The 20,750-nt window shown below is 58.7% G+C and carries 24 protein-coding genes; 10 read left to right on the top strand and 14 right to left on the bottom strand.

Going from position 1 to position 20,750, the window contains the following annotated elements; translation table 11 throughout:
* Positions 1 to 10 precede the first annotated feature (10 nt).
* The 11 genes from K0P33_RS07580 to K0P33_RS07530 form a co-directional block, all read right to left on the bottom strand.
* On the bottom strand, positions 11 to 643 hold the full coding sequence (locus K0P33_RS07580) for a tail assembly protein (protein ID WP_094949904.1): 633 nt from the start codon (positions 641 to 643) through the stop codon (positions 11 to 13).
* Positions 644 to 676: 33 nt separating this feature from the next.
* A complete protein-coding gene (locus tag K0P33_RS07575) occupies positions 677 to 1,450 on the bottom strand; it encodes a Mov34/MPN/PAD-1 family protein (RefSeq protein ID WP_094949903.1) in 774 nt (257 codons plus the stop codon).
* Between the two features lie 2 nt (positions 1,451 to 1,452).
* Positions 1,453 to 2,136, bottom strand: coding sequence for a phage minor tail protein L (locus tag K0P33_RS07570; protein ID WP_094949902.1), 684 nt, complete (start codon positions 2,134 to 2,136; stop codon positions 1,453 to 1,455).
* A gap of 59 nt (positions 2,137 to 2,195) precedes the next feature.
* Positions 2,196 to 2,534, bottom strand: a complete 339-nt coding sequence (locus K0P33_RS07565) for a phage tail protein (protein ID WP_094949901.1) — start codon at positions 2,532 to 2,534, stop codon at positions 2,196 to 2,198.
* Between the two features lie 28 nt (positions 2,535 to 2,562).
* Positions 2,563 to 3,789, bottom strand: coding sequence for a phage tail tape measure C-terminal domain-containing protein (locus K0P33_RS07560; RefSeq protein ID WP_094949900.1), 1,227 nt, complete (start codon positions 3,787 to 3,789; stop codon positions 2,563 to 2,565).
* A gap of 63 nt (positions 3,790 to 3,852) precedes the next feature.
* Positions 3,853 to 4,107, bottom strand: coding sequence for a hypothetical protein (locus K0P33_RS07555; protein WP_094949899.1), 255 nt, complete (start codon positions 4,105 to 4,107; stop codon positions 3,853 to 3,855).
* A gap of 29 nt (positions 4,108 to 4,136) precedes the next feature.
* On the bottom strand, positions 4,137 to 4,487 hold the full coding sequence (locus K0P33_RS07550; RefSeq protein ID WP_094949898.1) for a phage tail assembly chaperone family protein, TAC: 351 nt from the start codon (positions 4,485 to 4,487) through the stop codon (positions 4,137 to 4,139).
* Positions 4,488 to 4,495: 8 nt separating this feature from the next.
* Positions 4,496 to 4,987, bottom strand: coding sequence for a phage tail tube protein (locus K0P33_RS07545; RefSeq protein WP_094949897.1), 492 nt, complete (start codon positions 4,985 to 4,987; stop codon positions 4,496 to 4,498).
* Between the two features lie 82 nt (positions 4,988 to 5,069).
* Positions 5,070 to 5,267, bottom strand: a complete 198-nt coding sequence (locus K0P33_RS07540) for a hypothetical protein (protein WP_242154690.1) — start codon at positions 5,265 to 5,267, stop codon at positions 5,070 to 5,072.
* Between the two features lie 63 nt (positions 5,268 to 5,330).
* Positions 5,331 to 5,669, bottom strand: coding sequence for a phage holin family protein (locus K0P33_RS07535; protein ID WP_094949895.1), 339 nt, complete (start codon positions 5,667 to 5,669; stop codon positions 5,331 to 5,333).
* 597 nt (positions 5,670 to 6,266) lie between these two features.
* Positions 6,267 to 7,001, bottom strand: a complete 735-nt coding sequence (locus K0P33_RS07530; RefSeq protein WP_073637233.1) for an XRE family transcriptional regulator — start codon at positions 6,999 to 7,001, stop codon at positions 6,267 to 6,269.
* A 281-nt stretch (positions 7,002 to 7,282) separates the two neighbouring features.
* Between K0P33_RS07530 and K0P33_RS07525 the strand changes: the two genes are divergently transcribed.
* Positions 7,283 to 7,732 carry a hypothetical protein gene (locus K0P33_RS07525; RefSeq protein ID WP_242154687.1) on the top strand — a complete coding sequence of 150 codons (450 nt, stop codon included), beginning with the start codon at positions 7,283 to 7,285 and terminating at the stop codon, positions 7,730 to 7,732.
* A 169-nt stretch (positions 7,733 to 7,901) separates the two neighbouring features.
* Here K0P33_RS07525 and K0P33_RS07520 read toward each other — a convergent pair whose 3' ends face one another.
* Positions 7,902 to 8,615: a hypothetical protein gene (locus K0P33_RS07520; RefSeq protein WP_242154686.1), complete on the bottom strand. Its 714-nt coding sequence runs from the start codon at positions 8,613 to 8,615 to the stop codon at positions 7,902 to 7,904.
* Between the two features lie 217 nt (positions 8,616 to 8,832).
* Between K0P33_RS07520 and K0P33_RS07515 the strand changes: the two genes are divergently transcribed.
* Together K0P33_RS07515 and K0P33_RS07510 are read left to right on the top strand one after the other, a co-directional pair.
* Positions 8,833 to 9,093, top strand: coding sequence for a DUF3630 family protein (locus K0P33_RS07515; protein WP_064053293.1), 261 nt, complete (start codon positions 8,833 to 8,835; stop codon positions 9,091 to 9,093).
* Between the two features lie 200 nt (positions 9,094 to 9,293).
* The gene (locus K0P33_RS07510; protein WP_242154684.1) at positions 9,294 to 9,752 is read left to right on the top strand and encodes a hypothetical protein; all 459 of its coding nucleotides are present in this window, start codon (positions 9,294 to 9,296) and stop codon (positions 9,750 to 9,752) included.
* Between the two features lie 154 nt (positions 9,753 to 9,906).
* Here K0P33_RS07510 and K0P33_RS07505 read toward each other — a convergent pair whose 3' ends face one another.
* Positions 9,907 to 10,221 carry a hypothetical protein gene (locus K0P33_RS07505; protein ID WP_017530066.1) on the bottom strand — a complete coding sequence of 105 codons (315 nt, stop codon included), beginning with the start codon at positions 10,219 to 10,221 and terminating at the stop codon, positions 9,907 to 9,909.
* A gap of 494 nt (positions 10,222 to 10,715) precedes the next feature.
* On the opposite strand from K0P33_RS07505, the gene K0P33_RS07500 reads away from it, so the two are divergent.
* The 3 genes from K0P33_RS07500 to fdxA all read left to right on the top strand — a co-directional run bounded on the left by K0P33_RS07500 (position 10,716) and on the right by fdxA (position 14,429).
* Entirely contained in the window at positions 10,716 to 10,997 is a 282-nt protein-coding gene (locus tag K0P33_RS07500) for a DUF3077 domain-containing protein (protein WP_242154682.1), read from the top strand.
* A gap of 374 nt (positions 10,998 to 11,371) precedes the next feature.
* The gene (gene mutS, locus K0P33_RS07495) at positions 11,372 to 13,963 is read left to right on the top strand and encodes a DNA mismatch repair protein MutS (protein WP_242154680.1); all 2,592 of its coding nucleotides are present in this window, start codon (positions 11,372 to 11,374) and stop codon (positions 13,961 to 13,963) included.
* Positions 13,964 to 14,105: 142 nt separating this feature from the next.
* A complete protein-coding gene (gene fdxA, locus K0P33_RS07490; RefSeq protein WP_094952854.1) occupies positions 14,106 to 14,429 on the top strand; it encodes a ferredoxin FdxA in 324 nt (107 codons plus the stop codon).
* Between the two features lie 497 nt (positions 14,430 to 14,926).
* Here the strand turns inward: fdxA and apbC are convergent, their stop codons facing one another.
* Positions 14,927 to 16,021 (bottom strand): iron-sulfur cluster carrier protein ApbC, encoded by a 1,095-nt coding sequence (gene apbC / locus K0P33_RS07485; RefSeq protein WP_094952853.1) that lies wholly within the window; start codon positions 16,019 to 16,021, stop codon positions 14,927 to 14,929.
* Positions 16,022 to 16,193: 172 nt separating this feature from the next.
* Here apbC and metG point away from each other — a divergent pair, with 172 nt between their 5' ends.
* From metG to K0P33_RS07465, 4 genes are all read left to right on the top strand, one after another.
* Positions 16,194 to 18,245, top strand: a complete 2,052-nt coding sequence (metG, locus tag K0P33_RS07480; protein ID WP_242154678.1) for a methionine--tRNA ligase — start codon at positions 16,194 to 16,196, stop codon at positions 18,243 to 18,245.
* A gap of 269 nt (positions 18,246 to 18,514) precedes the next feature.
* Positions 18,515 to 19,678: an electron transport complex subunit RsxB gene (rsxB, locus tag K0P33_RS07475; protein WP_242154676.1), complete on the top strand. Its 1,164-nt coding sequence runs from the start codon at positions 18,515 to 18,517 to the stop codon at positions 19,676 to 19,678.
* 102 nt (positions 19,679 to 19,780) lie between these two features.
* The gene (nth, locus tag K0P33_RS07470) at positions 19,781 to 20,419 is read left to right on the top strand and encodes an endonuclease III (protein ID WP_094952850.1); all 639 of its coding nucleotides are present in this window, start codon (positions 19,781 to 19,783) and stop codon (positions 20,417 to 20,419) included.
* 107 nt (positions 20,420 to 20,526) lie between these two features.
* Positions 20,527 to 20,706, top strand: a complete 180-nt coding sequence (locus tag K0P33_RS07465) for a hypothetical protein (protein ID WP_083359900.1) — start codon at positions 20,527 to 20,529, stop codon at positions 20,704 to 20,706.
* Positions 20,707 to 20,750 lie beyond the last annotated feature (44 nt).

Here is a 20,750-nt window from a genome sequence, read left to right as displayed (position 1 = left end):
AAAGCGATGGCTAGAGTTGGTCCTGTGCGTAGATCCCTGCGCTGACCACGGCACTGCCCACCGTCAGCTCGCCATACAGCAGGCCCACCGGGCTGCCCTGGATGCTGGTATTGACCGGGCCGTTGAAGCTGTAGCTCGGCCGGTTTTCCGGGCGGTCCATGGTGCCCAGGCCTTTGGGCATGGGTGATATCAGTTGCATGACACCGCCCATGGCCATGGACATCCCCACGCTCGCGGCAAAGGTCCATCCGGTGGTGGATGTGGCACCGATCAAGGTCGAAGAACCACCGGAAGCGGCGAGGCCGCCGGAGAAATACGACGCGGCCACAATCAGCGCCACGCCGATAATGGTTTGCATCGACCCTGCGCGCTTGCTGCCCATCAGCACCGGGGCGATGCGAATGTCCGACGCCCCGGAAGGCGCCCTGAGGCGGTCGTGGCCAATATTTTCCCGGCCGAGGAAGACCGAATAGGTCACGCCCCGGTCCTTGGACTCCATCAGGAAACGCTCAAACCCGGGTACCAAAATGCACAGCGCGTGAATCGCTTCCGAGGCATTCCTGACCGCCAACCGATGCACGCGCCCGAAGCTGGCGCCCAGGCTGCCGTAGAGGCGCACCGTCCTGACTTTTTCATGATGCATGGCATCCTCCGGGCGAATGAACCGCCCCTGTGATTAGTGTTTGACCCGCAGGTGATGTCGCCAAAAACTCACCGTCACCTCGCCCCAATAGCCGCCATAGGTGTCGCGTTTGCTGTCGCGGCCATAGAGGTGGTGCAGGATCGAGCAGGGGGCCGGGTAATGCTCAGGTTCGCTTTGCAGCACGCCATCGGCCAGGTAGATCGCGGCATGGTTAGGCACGGGTGAGCGAATCTGCATCAGTACGATGTCGCCGTGCTGCACGTGGTTGACCTGCACAAAACCGGCGGCCGGCAAATTGTCCAAATAGAGGTTGCCGCCCTTGTCCCACCAACCGTCTTCGCGCTGGTAATCGCCCAGCTCAATGCCCATTTCCCTGCGGTAGTAGTCCAGGATGATGCTCAGGCAGTCATGCACGCCGTGGGCAAAGGCGCGGCCGATCAAGGGCGCCTGGTAGCCATTGGGTGTGCAGCTGGCCCATTCACCTGTGCGGGCCTGCCCATCGTCGCCCCTGCACACTTGGACAATGTGCCAAGGCAACCCGCTGGCCTCACAGGCCACGCGATCCGCCTCGCTGGGGGCCGCCGGGCAATCTGGATGGCTGTGCACCACCGCGAGGATTTCGCCGCGCTCTTCGGCGGCGGCATAGTCCTCGGGCGCCAGGCGAAAGTGTTCGCTGGGCGTGCTCGCCGTGTTGCGACACGGCACGTACACGCGCTTGCGCCCTTCGCGAATCAGCAGGCCGCAGCACTCGTGCGGGTAGTCGGCCACGGCATGCCGGGCAATCGCCGCCAGGTTGGTCTTGTTCATACTCAGCTCCGCAACAGGCCCGCTGCCGGAAACGAACCGTAAGGCAGTGGGTTGTTCTCGCCGAAACGCAGCTTGCAGCTGGTCAGCCGCCCACCGCATTTGTCCTTGGCTGCATCCGTGACAATCACGTCATTGGCATCCGCCACCGGCCCGCCGTTGTAACCGCAGTAAGGGCCGCGATAACCGCCGCAGCTGAGCCACCAGCACACGTTGGCGACGATCTGCCGGCGCGGCAGTTGCACGCCGTTAAAGTCCAGCGCACTGGCCAACTCGAACTTCACCGTTTCGCTGCTTTCGGCGACCTTGCGTTCGATGTACCAGATGTCCGGCGGCAGCTCCTCTTCCGGGTCGGCCTCAGGCTGGCCATCGAGGTACTTGCCCAGGGTGCGGTGACGGATCAGCCGCGCGCCCACCAGGTCTTCGAAATACAGCACCAGCGCCGTAATGAAACCGCCGACGTTACCCACGGCCAATGTCGGCGTGGGCTGCGTGCCTTGCCCCGACATTTCAAAGCCTTCGGCCTGGATCGGCCAGGGTGAATATTCATGGCCCTGCCAGAAGATCGGCGACGCTTGGGCGTAACCGTGAAACCGGTACAACTCGGCGCCCAGGGCGGTGGCGTCGAGTTCAAAAAGCTCCACCCAGGCCCCGGGTTCCAGGGTCTGGATATCTGCGGTAATGGACATGTGATTCTCCGCGCAAAGAAAACCCCGTACGGGCCGGGGTGTGGGCGCCGCTGTTGGCACTAGGGATGAAAAGCCTGCTCGAACGTCGCCGTGAGGGAGTAGAGCCCGGCGCCCATCGGCGTCGGTTGGTACCCCTTGCAGCGAAACAGCGCAGGCGTGGCCAACGGCGCGGTCCAGTTGAATGCTTTGGCGCCGGCGTGGCGGTCGAGGAACGCGACAATCGCCTGGATCCGCGCCTCATCGCCGACAAACGTCAGTGGCCACGATTGGGTCTTGCTGTTGATGCCGTCAGCGGCTGTTTGCTGGTAGCCATCGCCAAACTTGGCCGTTTTCAGGCGAAACTCGACGCTGCCGACCGGCTCCACTTTGGGCTCCCAGGTGAAGGTTTCTGTGCTCATGTTTTCTCCAGGCGTAAGCCGTTGGTTGTCAGCGGCCGTTGATAGCCGACCAGATTTGCCCGCCCGGTTTGAGGTCGCGTGCAATTTGCTCGGCGGCGCCTTGGCGGGCGGAGCCGGCATAGGCACGCGCGACGTTCTGGGCATTGCCATCGGTGCCGGAACCCTGGCCGTCGGCAACGTTGATGGTTTGCGAAATCACCACCTGGTTGCTGCTGGTGCTGCCCGACTGGCCAGCGCCCAATGCGCGCACGCCCAGGGAACCATCGGAACCACGGCTCAGCGGCATGATGGCTTCAGGGCCGGCTTCGCCGAAGAGCGCTAAAGGCGCCAAGGTCGGGCCAGTGGCGATGGCGTTGGTAAACGCTCCGCCGTTGGCGAACGCTTGGACACCCGCGTTCCACGCGCTCCCTTTCGCGTGATAACTGAGACCCGCCGTATTGACTTGGGGGGTGAAGGTGTTGCTGAAGGGGCCGACACTGGTAGTCGTCGAAGTGGGCGCACTGCCCCCGCTCCACCATGCGCTGATCGCGGAACTGGCAAGCCCGAACAACGAACTCAACGCACTCGACGCCGCCGTCTTCGCCGCCATCGCGGCCATGTCTTTGAGCACGGACGTGGCAAAGTCCGAAAAGTTAAATTTTCCCGTGGTCGCAAACGTCAGGACAGCTTGGTCCATCTTTTCGAAAGCACTGGCAAACACCGCTTTCGATTGCTCGGCCGCCGTGCCGGCCTTGTTCGAATACTCTTCGAACGCAGCACTTGCGCCCTGTTGCCAATCATCCAGCAAACGCGTCATCTCGGCGAAGTTGCCCTTCACTTGGCGAGTTTTTTCATCGTCCAGAAATGCCATCACCTCTTCGTCACCCGAAGGCTTCGGCGCAGCATCCCCATACGGCCCACCCGTGGGGAACTTCAAACCCGCCCGCTCGGTGTAACTCGACGGCCCATCCAACGCGCCGACAAAATTACTCTGCGCCCCCTGGCTCTGCTTGAGCACCTCCACCAGTTGCGCATTTTTCTGGATAAATTTTTCCGCCGCATCCGTGGCCGGGTCATAGGACTTTTGGAAGTCCTTGAACTGGCCGGACGTGACCTGTAGCGCCGCTGCAGCAGACGCGCTGACCTTTTTACCGGCGTCCTCGATCTTCTGCTGCATCTCGCGCATGCTTTGTTCGGTAATCCGTGACGCCTTCGCCAGGGCCTGCTCCAGGCTGCCGAGGTTGAGCGTCAGATTACCCTGGGAAGCAGTTGCCATAGGTTTCTCCGGGTCATGGATAAAACCCGCTGGACGCGGGTTTCAAGGAAAGTGGCGTCGTCCTTAACGCCACTCGTTCATCGCACGTTCGAGTGACACGCCCCGGCGCAGCTCATGGGGCATAAAATCAATCAACTCGGCCGTACCGCCGCCCAGCCGGTGGGTCTGCAGCGCCACCAACGCGCTGCCCGCCTCCAGCCGCCTACCGGCATGCAGGGAGCCATATCGGTCGATATAGCGGCCCCAGGCCAGGGCTTCGTGGTAGGTCATACGTTCCTTGGCTTGCGCAATCGTGCGGCCGCCCACTCCGTTCAGCACCAGTTCGTGCCAGAACTCATCGGCGACCGTCAGCTCTTTGCTCCGCCACCGCTGGTGCCATTCACCTCATTGACTGCATTGAGGATCACAAACCCCAATGACGGCTCAAGCCCGAAGGCATCGTCGTAACTCAGCGCTTCAGTGCCGTCGGTACCCAACGACACCGACGCGGCGAGGTAACTGGCGTTGCGGCTCTGGGCAGATTCACCCTGAGTAAAGAGGCGCTCGATCACACCGAACGACTGGCGGCGGATGTGCAGCGTGAAGGTGTCGGTCACTTCCTTGCCGGTTTTGCTGTCCAGGTGCGTCCAGCTGATTTCTTTCTTTACCGGCTGGCCATCAACGATGCCGCCCTTGGCTTTCAGTTGTTTGAGGTTCATGGCATTTCTCAGGCTTTCTTGATCCAGGCGCTGCCGCCGGTACGTTGGATGGTGACGGTGGTGGTCACGACCGCGTTCAGTGCGAAGTTGAACGGGAAGTCCGAGACGTAGCCGTCAAAGGTGAACCAAGTACGGGTCGCCGGCAGTTCAAAGCCATCGCCCTTGGTGTTGACGGCAGGCAGTACGCCATTGCCGTCGGACCAGCCCACGGCCCATTTCACGCCGGTATCACCCTTGGCTTCGGACAACTGGTGCAGGCGGATATGGCTGGCGTTGGTCGGGTCGGCGTTCAAGCCCAGGCTTGCGGTGCCAGGGGTGCGCAAACCTTTTTTGTAGCTGCGCTCTTCGGCATTGAGGCTGGTGTCTTCGATCTGTTCGGCCGGCGCACCGCCCGGTTCGAACGAGGTGGCGTGCTCGATTTCCAGCACGGTGTAAGGCCCGGTACCGGAGACCGGCGGGACGAGGGCAAAAATCTGGGTACCTTGGGTAAGAATCGACATCGAGTGTTCTCCATGAACATTAAAAAACCCGCAAAGGCGGGCTGTGGGGGTGCAACGGCTGTAGGGCGGTGGTCGAGGTGAATCAGGGTGCCGGTTTGCCATCCAGATAAGGCGGAGCATTCGGGTCCGGTTCACGGCTCTTGATCAGGTCGACCAATGCCTGGTTGCTCTGGGCCAACAGCCGAATGGCAGCGTTGAGCGCCACTTGGCCGTCGGTTTGGGTTTGCAGGGCGGCGATCAAACGGTTGATCGCGGCCAATTCTTCGTCAGTCATAGGCATCTGGGTTCCTGTGTAAAGCCTTCATACAAGCGGCGATCACGCCGTATCATTTTTTGCGAGTGCTCACTGTTTATCCGAGCGCGAGGCTTCCTCGACGCCGATGCGCTTGGCCGCCCACCGCTCATAAAGGCCGATGGCTACATCCGCACCGGCCATGGCGGTCAGGCAACCAATGGCGCCGGCCGTCCAGATCGACATGCCGGCGGCGTAACACAGCATCAGGGCTGACACCCCGCAGACCATGCACGCCCCGGACCTCAAGGCCAGGCGCCGAATCAGCGACCAACCCCGCGCGCCCTCCTTGTCGGCGCGCCACATTTCGCCGGATACACCGCCGATCACGGCCAGTGCGATCACCAGCCAGATAGGCATTTCCGCTAACGCTTGCTGCTCGTTTGTCATGTCACGCCTCCTGGCTGAGCATTACCGGCGCGGTGCCGGCTTTGTTGGGGTAAATCCATTTATCGGTAGGCATTCCAAAAAGCCCGGTTGCCCGGGCTTTTCAGTAATGATGTCCTCGAACCTTCGGCGCTACTGGCGCGGTACGGTTCTTTCCTCAATGTTTTTCCGACCACGATCCCTGTCTGCCGGATAACTGCTTCTGGTGCTTTACGCTGCACACCCGGGTCAGTTGCCAACCCTCTGAACCGTTAAGGCCGGTTCATCGCTGCCTGTTTTTTGAAGCGGTGAAACTAAAGAGCGTCGGCATCCTTGCCGGTGTTGCCTGGCATCCCTGCCATCGCTTCGATGGCGTCCTTGCCGAAGTTGCGTGCCTTCCTTGTCTTCCTTGGCAGCATCCTTGCCGCCGCCACCAAGCCTTGTTGGCTGGCTTGAGATGAAGAATATGCATGTATGCATACACAGTCAATGCACAAATGCATTTATTTTTCCCAGTCAAATGCATCAATGCATTTACAGCCTTGTGGGGTAAGGGTTTGACGGTTTTCTACAGGCGAAAAAAAGCCCGCTCGTTGGCGGGCTTGGTCTTACGGCAGAAGGTTAACGAGCGTACATGCCCCACCAGAACACATGACCGAGGATGCTGATCTGCTCATCCTGGATATCCTGGAAGCTGTAGTCCTCGTCCGGGTGCTCATCGCGATTAAAACTGCGCAGGCGAATCCCGGAAGGCAGACGGTAGAGCTGTTTCACCCGCAACTGGCCATTGTGGTTAATGGCATACAAGTCGCCATCAACGATGTCGCCAATGCCGCTTTTGCCGGCATTCACGCCCACCGTGGCGCCGTCGCGCAGTACCGGCAACATACTGTTGCCGCGCACCGTCACACACTTGGCCTGGTCGAACTGCACACCGTTATGCCGCAGGCTGCGCTTGCCGAAACGCAGGCTAGCCTTCTCGCTTTCCTCGATGACGAATCTTCCTGATCCAGCAGCCAATTCAACCTCGCGCAGAAAGGGGATCGACACCTCGTCATCATTAACGGGCGTGTCGTCGTCCCACAGGCTTATGTCCTTGAGTTCCGAATGCATCGGGTCGCGCCCGTCATCGCGCAAAGCGCCCACCGCCGCGCGCCCGCGCAAGTGGTCGGTGCTGACGCGGAAGTACTCGGCGATGCGTGAGATGTGCTTGTCCGACGGGTCAACGATCTTGCCGCTGAGGATCCGCGAGAGTGTGGATTGAGGCACGCCGGTACGCCGGTGAAGCTCCGTGGGGGAGATCCGGTCGCGGTCCAGCAGTTCTCTTAAGACGATAGAAACGTTGCGTTTTTGCATAACGGGGATAGTGCCGGGTGTTTTCAGGGTTGGCAAATGCTAATTTGCATATTTAATGCAAATCCAGAAGGCGTTAGCCAACACGTCAGTAAGCAATGGGGGCCTAGGCACTCGTCAATTTCAAAGTCTGAGAGGCTGCTATCGGCCAAAAGCGGACGTCGAGCATTCCCCAGACCGTGTGTAAATCGCTCCTTAGAATGATCGACAACGCCTTAACGGCGAAGTAACGTTGCCTCAGGGCGGGCAATGGATGAGCTCGGCGGCGTAGATGGAGGGTCAGCATGCAAGGCAAGCTAATTTATGAATTAACTGAGGAAGACTTCCGAGAGCACGGTGTCTGGTATTTCCCGATGGACGATGATGACTGGGAAATTGTTCGCCCCTGCCTGGAAGAGAGCGATACGACTGTGCTGGTGAGAACAGTTTTTCGCGGCGCTGATGGAGCCAGTTACGCTGGGTATGTGTACTGGAGTCTTACCGACGACATCGGTCATATCCAACCTAACCTGTTTTTACCCGATGGGTCCTCCATGACCTTTTGGGGAGGAGTTATCAAAGCTGTATGGGAGGACTGGATTCAGGGTGAAGCCGCACGCTTGGTTTTTCCGATCACGTTTGAATCCGAGCCTTTGCTTGGAATGGCACAGATGACGGGGCAAATCGACGGACTCTATTATCTTGATGATGACAAGCGCACGCAGTGCTTAACTCCGCCGCTTCAAATTCATTAGCGGACGTTTAGAGCCTATCCGCGAGCGAATTTGATGATTTAGCTAGCGCTATTGAACGATCCGTCCCTGTTTCATTTTAACCGTGCCCAAAGCAGTCTACCTGCAGGAGCTTCTAGGTCCGCTAATGGCCGATTGCCGCCCCTTCAAGCCCCAACTCTAATTCAACGATTCATAGCTTGGCATACGCAGCTTCAAAATCACGGAGCGCTTGGTTTACCTTGTATCGAAGCATCAGCGAAGCGGAAAGCTTTACCATTGCCTCGAACAAGACATGTCCTGATTGAATCTCACACTGACCGACGCAACGCCCGGCATACTCCCCAGGCTCATAAGCGTAGACAGTGTAAAAAACCCTGCCAGACTCGCGATTCAGTCCTGCCGAGACACGAGTGGCAGAACTCTCTGTCACGCTCAAGTCAGGAAGTGAAAACTCCAAGACATCATCGAATGGAATGAACATAGCTGAGGCGGACATAACAAATAGGCTCGCGATATCCAACGCCTCTTCAACTTTTTCAAGCTCAGGAGTCGCATACTCGTGCTCAAGAATATTTCGTATATCGACGACTTTACGCAACAGACTCGGCGCCAATAACCCAAGTGCCCTTAGCCGTTCGATCTTCTTCGGCACGTTCCATCGAAGTGACGGGTAACCAAAAGAGATCAACAACTGATCAAGCTGACAGACAATGGCGCGTTTTGCATTGGTCGTTGCATTGACGAGAGCCGCCAAACCGCCCCGTTCAAAATCGTCTTCCGCTAAGGTCAAGAATTCGACAGGTGAGGTTTTCAACTCTGTCATTCCAAAACCACCACCGCCTAACGCGACTCCACATTTGCTCATATCAAATCTATGAGCAAGGCAAAACTCTTTGATATCCATCTCACGCCCTAGTGTTTTGGCGGCCAACAGGTGTACGGTTAAAAATAGTGTATCAGCGATAACACAGGAAATGTCTGCCGACGCTAGTGATCAGCGTCGAAGCCCTCATCACCCTGATCCCAGCAGCCAATGCACCGCTAAACCGGCCGCTATCGACCCATTGCGACCATTCGCAGGAGCCACCAGAATCGGGGGACTTCTGGTGGTGAGGTGACGCATGGTGAGGATTGAAGTATCAGAAGAAGCCGACTGGACGCTTTTCGAGGACGTGGCCCGGGTGCTTGAGCAAGGGCTGGGAGGTTGCTGGAAAGAGAGGCTCAATGGCCAAGACCAGCGCTACTGGGATCTGTTGGTAGATGAACACACGCTCACCCTACACCTTGAACACTATTTAGGCATTTCAGTGGACATTCCCGATGGCGCAGATGACATCGCTCGAAGAGTATGTGCGTTGCTCAAGCAGCCTCTTTGCGGGTAAGCCCGCTCCAACAAAGATCACATCTGATCTAGACGGCTGCAGTGGGTCGATTTCTGCCTGTAGCCACCGTCAGCTTTTGGCCGATTGCTGCCTGTCATGAGGGGCAGCATTCGGCCATGAGCCGCCGTTCGCAGATGAGCGCCGTAGCGGTCAATCGATCAGTTTAAAATGCTATCTTTCATCATTCGTTGAGGCTCTTCATGGCTGACTTTCACAACATCACGGAAGCTCGGGCGCAAACCATCATCGATGAAGGCATCCAATCAGAAGAGATGCTTCGCGCACTGCTTATTCTTTGCTGGCACTCATCCCAAGTAGCAGACTTGTTCTTTCTATCTCACGCCAACTGCACCCGTTTTCTCGTCCAACTGGCGGAGATCGCAATTGACGAGAAAGACTATCAAGGCGACGCACCGCCCGCTGCTGCTTACTACCTTGGGAAGCTGCCACCTCCAATGTTGAAGGACGTGGCGGATATCCTGCTACGTGGTTTTCCCGTCGAGGAGTGCGGCCACAACAATTCACTAGCTCTAGCAATTGCACTCTCTGGGGTCGAAGGTGGCAAGACAAAAGTTCAGGGCGCATACGAGAATGATTTCCTCAGCACCGACAGCTACGAAAAGGCCATGGCAATCTATGCCGAGCACTCGGAGCCCTAACCCTACGCTCAAGTTCGCTCCCTTTGGTCGCATAGCTTGATTGTCGCCTTCGGGTCGGAAGCAGTCAGTCGCATGTACCTATAAATACTTGGGCCAATTCACCCTAAAGAGTTCAATGCCGACTCCCTCAATACCGTGCGACGCCTTTATGGCTTCATTGCGCCGACTCACAGGCCTTCAACGGCTCCTTCGGGTGCAATGCACAGATGTCGAAACCGTCACGCCGGGTATAGCCCGCACGCTTCATACATACAAATCGCTGGGCCATCTCTTGGAAGCTGGCATTAGGATCGATGCCGGAGCCATTTTTCTCACCGCAAGCTAGCATGGACGCCAAGACATCATTCCTGCTCGCTCCCGGCTTCTCCCATAAATCAGCATCAGCCGTAGGGGGCTGAAAAGGCTCGCTGAAACATGCGGTGACGAGGGGGCAAATCAACAGCGCAAATGCCACATTCTTGAGCCACATGATCAATCTCCTTATTTTCTGGTGCTGACGGGCATCAGCGCGGGCTCGCCTTCCGGCTAATAATCTTGCACAGGCTCGTGTATCACTTTCATAACAGCTGTGCATAGTCGTGACACCGATGAAGATGTCACCCAACTCCTTTAACAAGCTACTGCCCTCAGGTAGCACGCTGAATCGTCCAAAATTTCGTAGGGACGACTGACCGCTTTTGGCCGAAAGCTGCCTTCACCTTTAAGCCACTGACCAGAGGTCTTACATCTTTAGGTGATCATTTCCGGGGCGTATCCTTCCGCCTGGGTCCGATGGCAACTGGCGAAGCACGGAGGTTACCCATTTCCCAGTTGCACCCACCCCACCACCACGCTACCCTCCCTCCGTCGCTGCCAATTCAGCGACCGGGCCTGATAACCCGTCTAGATGCAGGCGCCAAAAGCGCCACGCATTCGTTCAAACAACGAACGTGGTAGCTCTCAATTGATATGGGAGTTTTACCGATGACCGCTACAAATCCGTCTGCGTTAACCACCCTCGGCGTCACCCCCTTCTCCTTTCACTCCGACCAACCTCTATTCCGCGTCAACAGCGGTGTTTCCCTGCACCAAGCCTTGCATCACGCCTCCGACCTCCTCCACGTTGCCAAGCAGCTTGCAGAAGATGCGGCGATGACCAAGGAGACGGACCGTTATGCCTGGGCATCGCATTACTTGCAGGAGATGGTGAAAGCGGTGGTTGATGATGTGGTGAAGGTGTTGGATTCGCCTGTTAACAATCATTAAGGGCCGACAGTAAAAAAGGGCGGCGCTTATATAAAGGCGCCGCCCTTTTTTGTGTTTTACCTAGCCGTTTACGACCTGCGAAGCCCCGACTTCACGTGTTAACCTTGCGCCCATCGCAACAAATGCTGGGCCAAGCGCCCAATGCCGATCAGTTAAGCGACCCCGATTGGGCACGATGTTGAGCTTTCGAACTTCAGCGATGCAGGGGCTGCGGCCTGTAGGTACAGCGCGGCGATCCCTTCGCAGCCTCGCTAAGGCTCGACAGCTCCCACATTCGGCCTGCGTCGTTGGGAAGTCCGGGCTCCGCAACTGATCGACACTGGACCACGCGCGCCCTTTGCCCCATCACTTTCAACGAATTTGCCTACTATCCAATGAGTAAAAACACGTCCGATCTGTCCTCTCACACGCCGATGATGCAGCAGTACTGGCGCCTGAAAAACCAGCACCCTGATCAGTTGATGTTCTATCGCATGGGCGACTTCTACGAGATCTTCTACGAAGACGCGAAGAAGGCCGCCAAGTTGCTGGACATCACCTTGACCGCGCGCGGGCAGTCGGCGGGGCAGTCGATTCCGATGTGTGGGATTCCTTACCATTCGTTGGAAGGCTACTTGGTCAAGCTGGTGAAGCTGGGCGAGTCGGTGGTGATCTGTGAGCAGATCGGCGACCCGGCGACCAACAAGGGGCCGGTGGAACGTCAGGTGGTGCGCATTATTACGCCGGGCACGGTGAGTGATGAGGCGTTGCTGGATGAGCGTCGTGACAACTTGATCGCGGCGGTGTTGGGCGATGAGCGTTTGTTCGGCCTGTCGGTGCTGGACATCACCAGTGGCAATTTCAGCGTGCTGGAGATCAAGGGCTGGGAGAACCTGCTGGCGGAGCTAGAGCGCATTAATCCGGTGGAGTTGTTGATTCCGGATGATTGGCCTAAGGACTTGCCAGCGGAGAAGCGTCGTGGGACCAAGCGTCGTGCGCCGTGGGACTTTGAGCGTGATTCGGCGCTGAAGAGTCTGTGCCAGCAATTCTCAGTGCAAGACCTTAAAGGTTTCGGTTGCGAAAACCTGACCCTGGCCATCGGCGCCGCCGGTTGTTTGCTCGGCTATGCCAAGGAAACCCAGCGCACCGCCCTGCCGCATTTGCGCAGCCTGCGCCATGAGCGCCTGGACGACACCGTGGTGCTCGATGGCGCCAGCCGTCGCAACCTGGAGTTGGACACCAACCTGGCCGGTGGCCGCGATAACACGCTGCAATCGGTGGTCGACCGTTGCCAGACCGCCATGGGCAGCCGCTTGCTGACCCGTTGGTTGAACCGCCCACTGCGCGACCTGACTGTGCTGCAAGCGCGCCAGACGTCTATTACCTGCCTGCTGGATGGCTATCGCTTTGAAATGCTGCAGCCGCAGTTGAAAGAAATCGGTGATATCGAGCGCATCCTGGCGCGGATCGGTCTGCGTAATGCGCGGCCGCGTGACTTGGCACGCCTGCGCGATGCCTTGAGCGCGCTGCCGCAACTGCAAGTGGCGATGACTGAACTGGACACACCGCACCTGCAACAACTCGCCGTGACGGCCGGCACTTACCCGGACCTCGCGGCGCTGTTGGAAAAAGCCATTATCGACAACCCGCCGGCGATCATCCGTGACGGCGGCGTGCTGAAAACCGGTTACGACACCGAACTGGATGAGCTGCAATCGCTGAGCGAGAACGCCGGGCAGTTCCTGATTGACCTGGAGGCCCGCGAAAAAGCCCGCACGGGCTTGGCCAACCTGAAGGTCGGTTACAACCGCGTGCACGGCTACTTTATTGAGTTGCCGAGCAAGCAGGCCGAGTCGGCGCCGATCGACTATCAGCGGCGTCAAACCCTTAAAGGTGCCGAGCGCTTTATCACGCCTGAGCTCAAAGAGTTTGAAGACAAGGCACTGTCGGCCAAGAGCCGCGCTCTGGCGCGGGAAAAGATGCTGTATGAAGCCTTGCTCGAAGACTTAATCAGCCGTTTGGCGCCGCTGCAAGACACCGCCGCCGCCCTGGCGGAACTGGATGTGTTGAGCAACCTCGCTGAGCGCGCGCTGAACCTCGACCTGAACTGCCCGCGCTTTGTCAGTGAGCCGTGCATGCGCATCGTGCAGGGGCGCCACCCGGTGGTGGAGCAGGTGTTGACTACGCCGTTCGTTGCCAACGACCTGTCGCTGGATGACGATACCCGCATGCTGGTGATCACCGGTCCCAACATGGGCGGTAAATCCACCTACATGCGCCAGACCGCGCTGATCGTGTTGCTGGCGCATATCGGCAGCTTTGTACCGGCGGCCAGTTGCGAGCTGTCGCTGGTGGACCGCATTTTCACCCGGATCGGTTCCAGCGATGACCTGGCTGGTGGCCGTTCGACCTTTATGGTGGAAATGAGCGAAACCGCCAACATCCTGCACAACGCCACCGAACGCAGCTTGGTGTTGATGGATGAAGTGGGGCGCGGCACCAGCACCTTTGATGGTCTGTCCCTGGCATGGGCGGCGGCCGAGCGCTTGGCGCATCTGCGCGCTTATACGCTGTTTGCCACGCACTATTTCGAGCTGACCGTACTGCCGGAAAACGAGCCGCTGGTGGCTAACGTGCATCTCAATGCCACCGAGCACAATGAGCGCATCGTGTTCCTGCACCACGTGCTGCCGGGGCCGGCCAGCCAGAGTTACGGCCTGGCCGTGGCGCAACTGGCCGGTGTGCCGAGCGAGGTGATCACCCGTGCCCGCGAGCACCTGAGCCGCCTGGAAGAAACCGCCTTGCCCCACGAGATGCCCGTGGCAAGCCCAGCTAAAGCCAGCAATAAACCGAGCGCGCCGCACCAGAGCGACATGTTCGCCAGTTTGCCGCATCCGGTGCTGGATGAGTTGGCTAAGCTTGACTTGGACGGCTTGACGCCGCGCAAAGCGCTAGAAATGTTATATGCACTGCAGACTCGGATATAACGCAGACGCTTGCAAGCTGGTAGACTCTCGCGCGGTTTGGGATGCTGCAGGCTTTTAGCCTGGCCTGCAGACTATCGCTCCCGAACCTCGCGAACCCCACCACAAGGGGTTTCGCTGCCGCCGCCTGAGGAGAGAATTAGAAATGACCTTCGTCGTTACCGACAACTGCATCAAGTGCAAGTACACCGACTGCGTCGAAGTGTGTCCGGTGGACTGCTTCTACGAAGGCCCGAACTTCCTGGTTATCCACCCGGATGAGTGCATCGACTGCGCCCTGTGTGAACCAGAGTGCCCGGCCGTCGCTATTTTCTCCGAGGACGAAGTCCCGGCAGAGATGCAGGAATTTATTCAGTTGAACGTTGATTTGGCGGAAATCTGGCCGAATATCACTGAGCGTAAAGATCCGATGCCTGATGCAGCGGAGTGGGATGGCAAGAAAGGTAAGATTGCAAACCTCGAGCGCTAAACGCGCCGCCGCCCAATAAAAAGGCCCTTTGCGGGCCTTTTTGCGTTTCTGCAGGGTGAGTTTCACTTTTCTACAGGCAAAAAAAAGGGGCGGTATGACCCGCCCACATTTTTTCCCTAGTCCCTGTATTCCTTTTCATCGTCCTGATGAATCGCATCCTGCGACGTTCCTTCAACCATCGTTCCTTGATGGCTGTGTCAATCCGTGGACACAGGGCTGATGTTAGAGACTTCCAAGGGAAGTTCAACGGGATCCAACCGCTGAGCTGACAGACTTCAGCACTCGAATTGAAATAAATAATTGTTTAATTTCAATAAGATAGAAAAGTCTTTCGCCGATTCAAGACGTACACGCGCGGTAAAAAAACCAAACACTTACCCAAAAGTAGGCGAATGCTTACACGCGCCATTGCGTAAATGCGTATTTGGAAACCGTTGACGAATCCTCAGGCATGAAAAAGCCCCGACACAGTCGAGGCTTGTTTTCCTTCAAACCGATCAGTCGTCGCTGACCGTAATCGTCGGCATTGCCGGCGCTGCTGCTTCTTGCAAGACGATCCGCGCGCCCACATGACGGGCCAACTCTTGGTAGATCATTGCAAGCTGCCCGTCGGGCTCGGCCGCCACAGTGGGCTTGCCGCCGTCAGCCTGCTCACGAATTTCCATCGCCAGCGGCAACGAGGCCAGCAGTTCGACGCCGTATTGGGTTGCCAGCTTCTCGCCGCCGCCCTCGCCAAACAGATGCTCGGCATGCCCGCAGTTGGAGCAGATGTGTACCGCCATGTTTTCCACAACGCCCAGCACCGGGATGTTGACCTTGCGGAACATCTCCACGCCTTTTCTGGCGTCGAGCAGCGCCAGGTCCTGGGGCGTGGTCACGATCACCGAGCCGGCCACCGGGACTTTCTGCGCCAGGGTCAGCTGGATATCGCCGGTGCCTGGCGGCATGTCGATCACCAAGTAATCCAGGTCGCCCCAGGCGGTCTGGGTGACCAGTTGCAGCAGCGCGCCGGAGACCATCGGCCCGCGCCAGACCATCGGCGTGTTGTCATCGGTGAGAAAAGCCATGGACATGACCTCAACGCCCATCGACTCAATCGGTACGAACCACTTCTGGTCCTTGACCTTGGGTCGGGTGCCTTCGGCAATGCCGAACATCACGCCTTGGCTGGGGCCGTAGATGTCGGCGTCGAGAATACCCACGCGGGCACCTTCGCGGGCCAGCGCCAGCGCCAGGTTGGCGGCCGTGGTGGATTTACCCACGCCGCCCTTGCCGGACGCCACGGCGACCACGTTCTTGACGTTGGCCAGGCCCGGGATCTGCGCCTGGGCCTTGTGCGCGGCGATCACGCACTGGATGTCGACCTTGGCCGAACGCACGCCGTCCAAGCCCTCAATGGCCATTTGCAGCATCTGCGCCCAACCGCTCTTGAACAGACCGGCGGCATAACCCAGTTCCAACTGGACTGAAACCTGGTCGCCCTGGACCTCGATGGCGCGTACACAGCCGGCGCTGACCGGGTCCTGGTTCAAATAGGGGTCGGTGTATTGGCGAAGAACGGCTTCCACCGCTGCGCGATTGACGGCGCTCATGGGCTACTCCCGAAAAAAGACTGACTGAAACAGGCGGCTATCCTAACCGTTCCAGGCGCCCAACGGCATGCTTTCCAGACTTAGGAATATTCAGAAACCGCGTCACGGGGTGAAATATATTTCCCGGCGCTTTATAGTGGCCGACCTCCGTTTCATCAAGTAGCCGAGCCCCATGTCAGAGCCACGCAAGATCCTCGTCACCAGCGCCCTGCCCTATGCCAATGGTTCTATCCATCTTGGCCATATGCTTGAGTACATCCAGACCGATATGTGGGTGCGCTTCCAGAAGCATCGCGGCAATCAATGCATTTATGTCTGCGCAGACGACGCCCACGGATCGGCCATCATGTTGCGCGCCGAAAAGGAAGGGATCACCCCGGAACAACTGATCGCCAATGTGCAGGCTGAACACAGCGCCGACTTTGCCGAGTTCCTGGTGGATTTCGACAACTTCCACTCGACCCACTCCGACGAAAACCGCGAGCTGTCGAGCCAGATCTACACGCGCCTGCGCGACGCCGGGCACATTGCCACGCGCTCGATCACGCAGTATTTCGACCCGGAAAAGAAAATGTTCCTGGCCGACCGCTTCATCAAGGGCACCTGCCCGAAATGCGGCACCGAAGACCAATACGGCGACAACTGCGAGAAGTGCGGTGCCACTTACGCACCGACCGACCTGAAAAACCCAAGGTCGGCCATCTCCGGCGCCATTCCGGTGCTCAAGGATTCCCAGCACTTCTTCTTCAAGCTCCCGGATTTCCAGCAGATGCTGCAAACCTGGACCCGCAGCGGCACCCTGCAGGACGCCGTGGCCAACAAGATCGCCGAGTGGCTGGATGCCGGCCTGCAACAGTGGGACATCTCCCGCGATGCGCCGTACTTCGGTTTCGAGATCCCGGACGAGCCGGGCAAGTACTTCTATGTGTGGCTGGACGCGCCGATCGGCTACATGGCCAGCTTCAAGAACCTCTGCGACCGCACCCCGGAGCTGGATTTCGACGCGTTCTGGGCCAAGGACTCCACCGCCGAGCTGTACCACTTCATCGGCAAGGACATCGTCAACTTCCACGCGCTGTTCTGGCCGGCGATGCTCGAAGGTTCAGGTTACCGCAAGCCAACCGGCATTGCCGTGCACGGCTACCTGACGGTCAACGGCCAGAAGATGTCCAAGTCGCGTGGCACCTTTATCAAGGCGCGCACCTACCTCGACCATCTGTCGCCGGAATACCTGCGCTACTACTACGCGTCCAAGCTGGGCCGTGGCGTCGACGACCTCGACCTGAACCTGGAAGACTTCGTACAAAAGGTCAACTCGGACCTGGTGGGCAAAGTCGTCAACATCGCCAGCCGTTGCGCCGGGTTTATCCACAAGGGCAATGCCGGCCTGCTGGTGGCCGAAAACGCTGCGCCGGAACTGACCGAAGCGTTCCTGGCCGCCGCGCCAAGCATTGCCGACGCCTATGAAGCCCGCGACTTCGCCCGTGCCATGCGCGAGATCATGGGGCTGGCCGACCGTGCCAACGCCTGGATCGCCGACAAGGCACCATGGTCGCTGAACAAGCAGGAAGGCAAGCAGGCTGAAGTCCAGGCGATCTGCGCCACGGGCGTCAACCTGTTCCGCCAGTTGGTGCTCTTCCTCAAGCCGGTGCTGCCATTGCTGGCTGCCGACGCCGAGGCGTTCCTCAACGTCGCGCCGCTGACTTGGAACGACCACACCACCTTGCTCAGCAACCACCCGTTGAATGAGTTCAAGCCGCTGATGACCCGTATCGACCCGGTCAAGGTGCAGGCGATGACCGATGCTTCGAAAGAAGACCTGGTCGCCAGCCAGACCGACACCGGCGAATCTGCACCTGCCGGCAACGGCGAACTGGCCAAAGACCCGCTCTCCCCGGAAATCGACTTCGACGCCTTTGCCGCCGTGGACCTGCGCGTCGCGCTGATCATCAAGGCCGAAGCCGTGGAGGGTGCCGACAAGCTGCTGCGCCTGACCCTGGACATCGGTGATGAGCAACGCAACGTGTTCTCCGGGATCAAGAGCGCTTACCCGGACCCGTCCAAGCTCGATGGTCGGCTGACCATGATGATCGCCAACCTCAAGCCACGGAAAATGAAGTTCGGCATTTCCGAAGGCATGGTGATGGCGGCGGGTCCTGGTGGTGAAGAAATCTACCTGCTGAGCCCGGACAGCGGCGCGAAGCCGGGGCAACGGATCAAGTAAAACTAGGTGGCGAGCGGGCTTGCCCCGCGCTGGGCTGCGTAGCGGCCCCATCAGGGACACCTTATTCCTGTAGATAGAACAAGGTGCCTGGTTTAGGGCCGCTGCGCGCCCCAACGCGGGGCAAGCCCGCTCGCCACGACAGCCCCGCTTGGCGCAACAGCCCGGCTCGCCACAGTAAGCGGGCTCGCCACAACAAGCCCATCTGCCACAACCAGCGGGCTCACCCCAACCGGCCCTGTTTGTTCAACCGGCATGCCAATGATCACCCCATGACGCTGATTCAACGTATCGACGCGCTGCTGCCGCAGACCCAATGCGGCAAGTGCGGGCACCCTGGCTGTAAGCCTTACGCCGAGGGCATTGCGCTTGGCGAGGCGATCAACAAGTGCCCGCCCGGTGGGCAGGAAACCATCGCGGGCCTTGCGCAATTACTGCGTGTGCCAGTGCTGGAACTGGACACCAGCCGAGGTGAAGCCCCAGCCCTGGTCGCCTATATCCGCGAGGCCGAGTGCATCGGCTGCACCAAATGCATCCAGGCCTGCCCGGTGGATGCGATTGTTGGCGCCGCCAAATTGATGCACACCGTCATCATGGATGAGTGCACCGGTTGCGACCTGTGCGTCGCGCCCTGCCCTGTCGATTGCATTGAGATGCGCCCAGCGGCCAGCGCGCTGCCGATTGTGGGCGACCTGGCGGCCAGTGATCACCAGCGCCACGAGCGTGGCCTCAAGCGCGATCGTGCGCGGCGGCGCTTTGAGCAACGCAATACGCGGCTGCAACGGGAAGAAGCACACAGGCTCGCCGAACGCCTTGCACGCGCCAAGCGCTCACTGCCTGTTGCGCCCGTGCACGCTGACACCGCTCAGGCGGCCAGGGATGCAGCCGTCAAGAAAGCCAAAATCACGGTCGCGATGAGTCGGGCCCAACTGCATAAGTCACTGAAGGCGTTTGGTCACCCGCCGACCTCTGAGCAACAGTCGCAGCTGATTGTTCTGCAGCAACAGTTCGAAGCAGCGGAGCAGGCGCTCAGTGCACTGGAGGTGGGCAATCCGCCGCCACCGCCAACCCTGAAAGACCCTGAACTCAAGCGTGCGAAAATCCAGCTAGCCATGCGCCGCGCCGCGTTAAAAAAGGCTCAGGACCAGAACGCTGACGAACAGCAACTGGCCACCTTGAATGCTGCACTGGCCACTGCCGAGCAAACCTTGCATGACGCAGAAGCTGCCAGCGAGCAGCCACGACCCGACTTGCAGCGTGTTGAAAAGCGCCCCATCGACGCCCAACTGCGCCAACTCAAAACCGCCCTGGCTTATGCACGGGCCGATGTGAGCAAGTTGCAACGCCAACCGGGCGCCAGCGTGGATGAGCTGAATGCCGCACAACACAAGCTGGATGAAGCGCAGCGCCAAGTGGACGCCCACACCGACGGTTGATCCACCACAGGCGCTGCCGGGCGTGGTGGCGATGGTTTATCCTGCCAAGCCTGCACTCACTTTTGAAACCACGTTGACCGTCTGCAAGGAAATGCCTGCCCCATGAACGCCGCAAAACGCCTGGAAATTTTCCGCAGGTTTCACGAAGACAATCCAGAACCCAAGACCGAGCTGGCTTACTCCTCGCCGTTCGAGTTGCTGATTGCGGTGATTCTGTCGGCCCAATCCACGGACGTTGGCGTCAACAAGGCCACGGCCAAACTGTATCCAGTAGCCAATACGCCAGAGGCCATCTATGCCTTGGGCGTGGCCGGGTTGTCCGAATACATCAAGACCATCGGCCTATACAACAGCAAGGCCAAGAATGTCATCGAGACCTGCCGCCTGCTCGTGGAGTTGCACGGCAGCGAGGTGCCACAAACCCGCGAAGCCCTGGAAGCCCTCCCCGGCGTAGGCCGTAAAACCGCTAACGTGGTGCTCAACACCGCGTTTCGGCAGCTGACCATGGCGGTGGACACGCATATTTTCCGCGTCAGCAACCGAACCGGTATTGCTCGCGGCAAAAACGTGGTGGAGGTGGAAAAGCAGCTGATGAAATTCGTGCCCAAGCCGTATTTGCTCGATTCCCACCATTGGCTGATTCTTCACGGGCGCTACGTTTGCCAGGCGCGCAAACCTCGCTGCGGGAGCTGCCGCATCGAAGACCTGTGCGAATACAAGGACAAGACATCCGACGATTGAGGGTTCATTGGTTTTCTCGATCAGTCGATTGAAAAAATCTTTTTTACCCTTTCATGGATTATCGTTATAAGGAGCGCCAACGGCAGTCTTAGCCTGGAGTTAACTTTATGAGCACTGGCAAAGAACAACTGGATGTAGAAGACGACCTCGTTGAAGCGGATGACGACGGGGAAGCCCCCGTTGCAGAGGTGGCCAAGACCAATTTAAGCAAACGCCGCACCATCGATAACCTTCTGGAAGAGCGACGCTTGCAAAAACAGCTGGCCGATTACGACTTCGATCTCTGATCGAGCCGTTGGCGACCGGAAGCCTCCCTGACGGAGGCTTTTTT

It is taken from the genome of Pseudomonas sp. ArH3a (genome assembly GCF_022648765.1).
GTDB lineage: Bacteria > Pseudomonadota > Gammaproteobacteria > Pseudomonadales > Pseudomonadaceae > Aquipseudomonas.
This window is presented reverse-complemented; position numbering and strand designations above follow the sequence as displayed.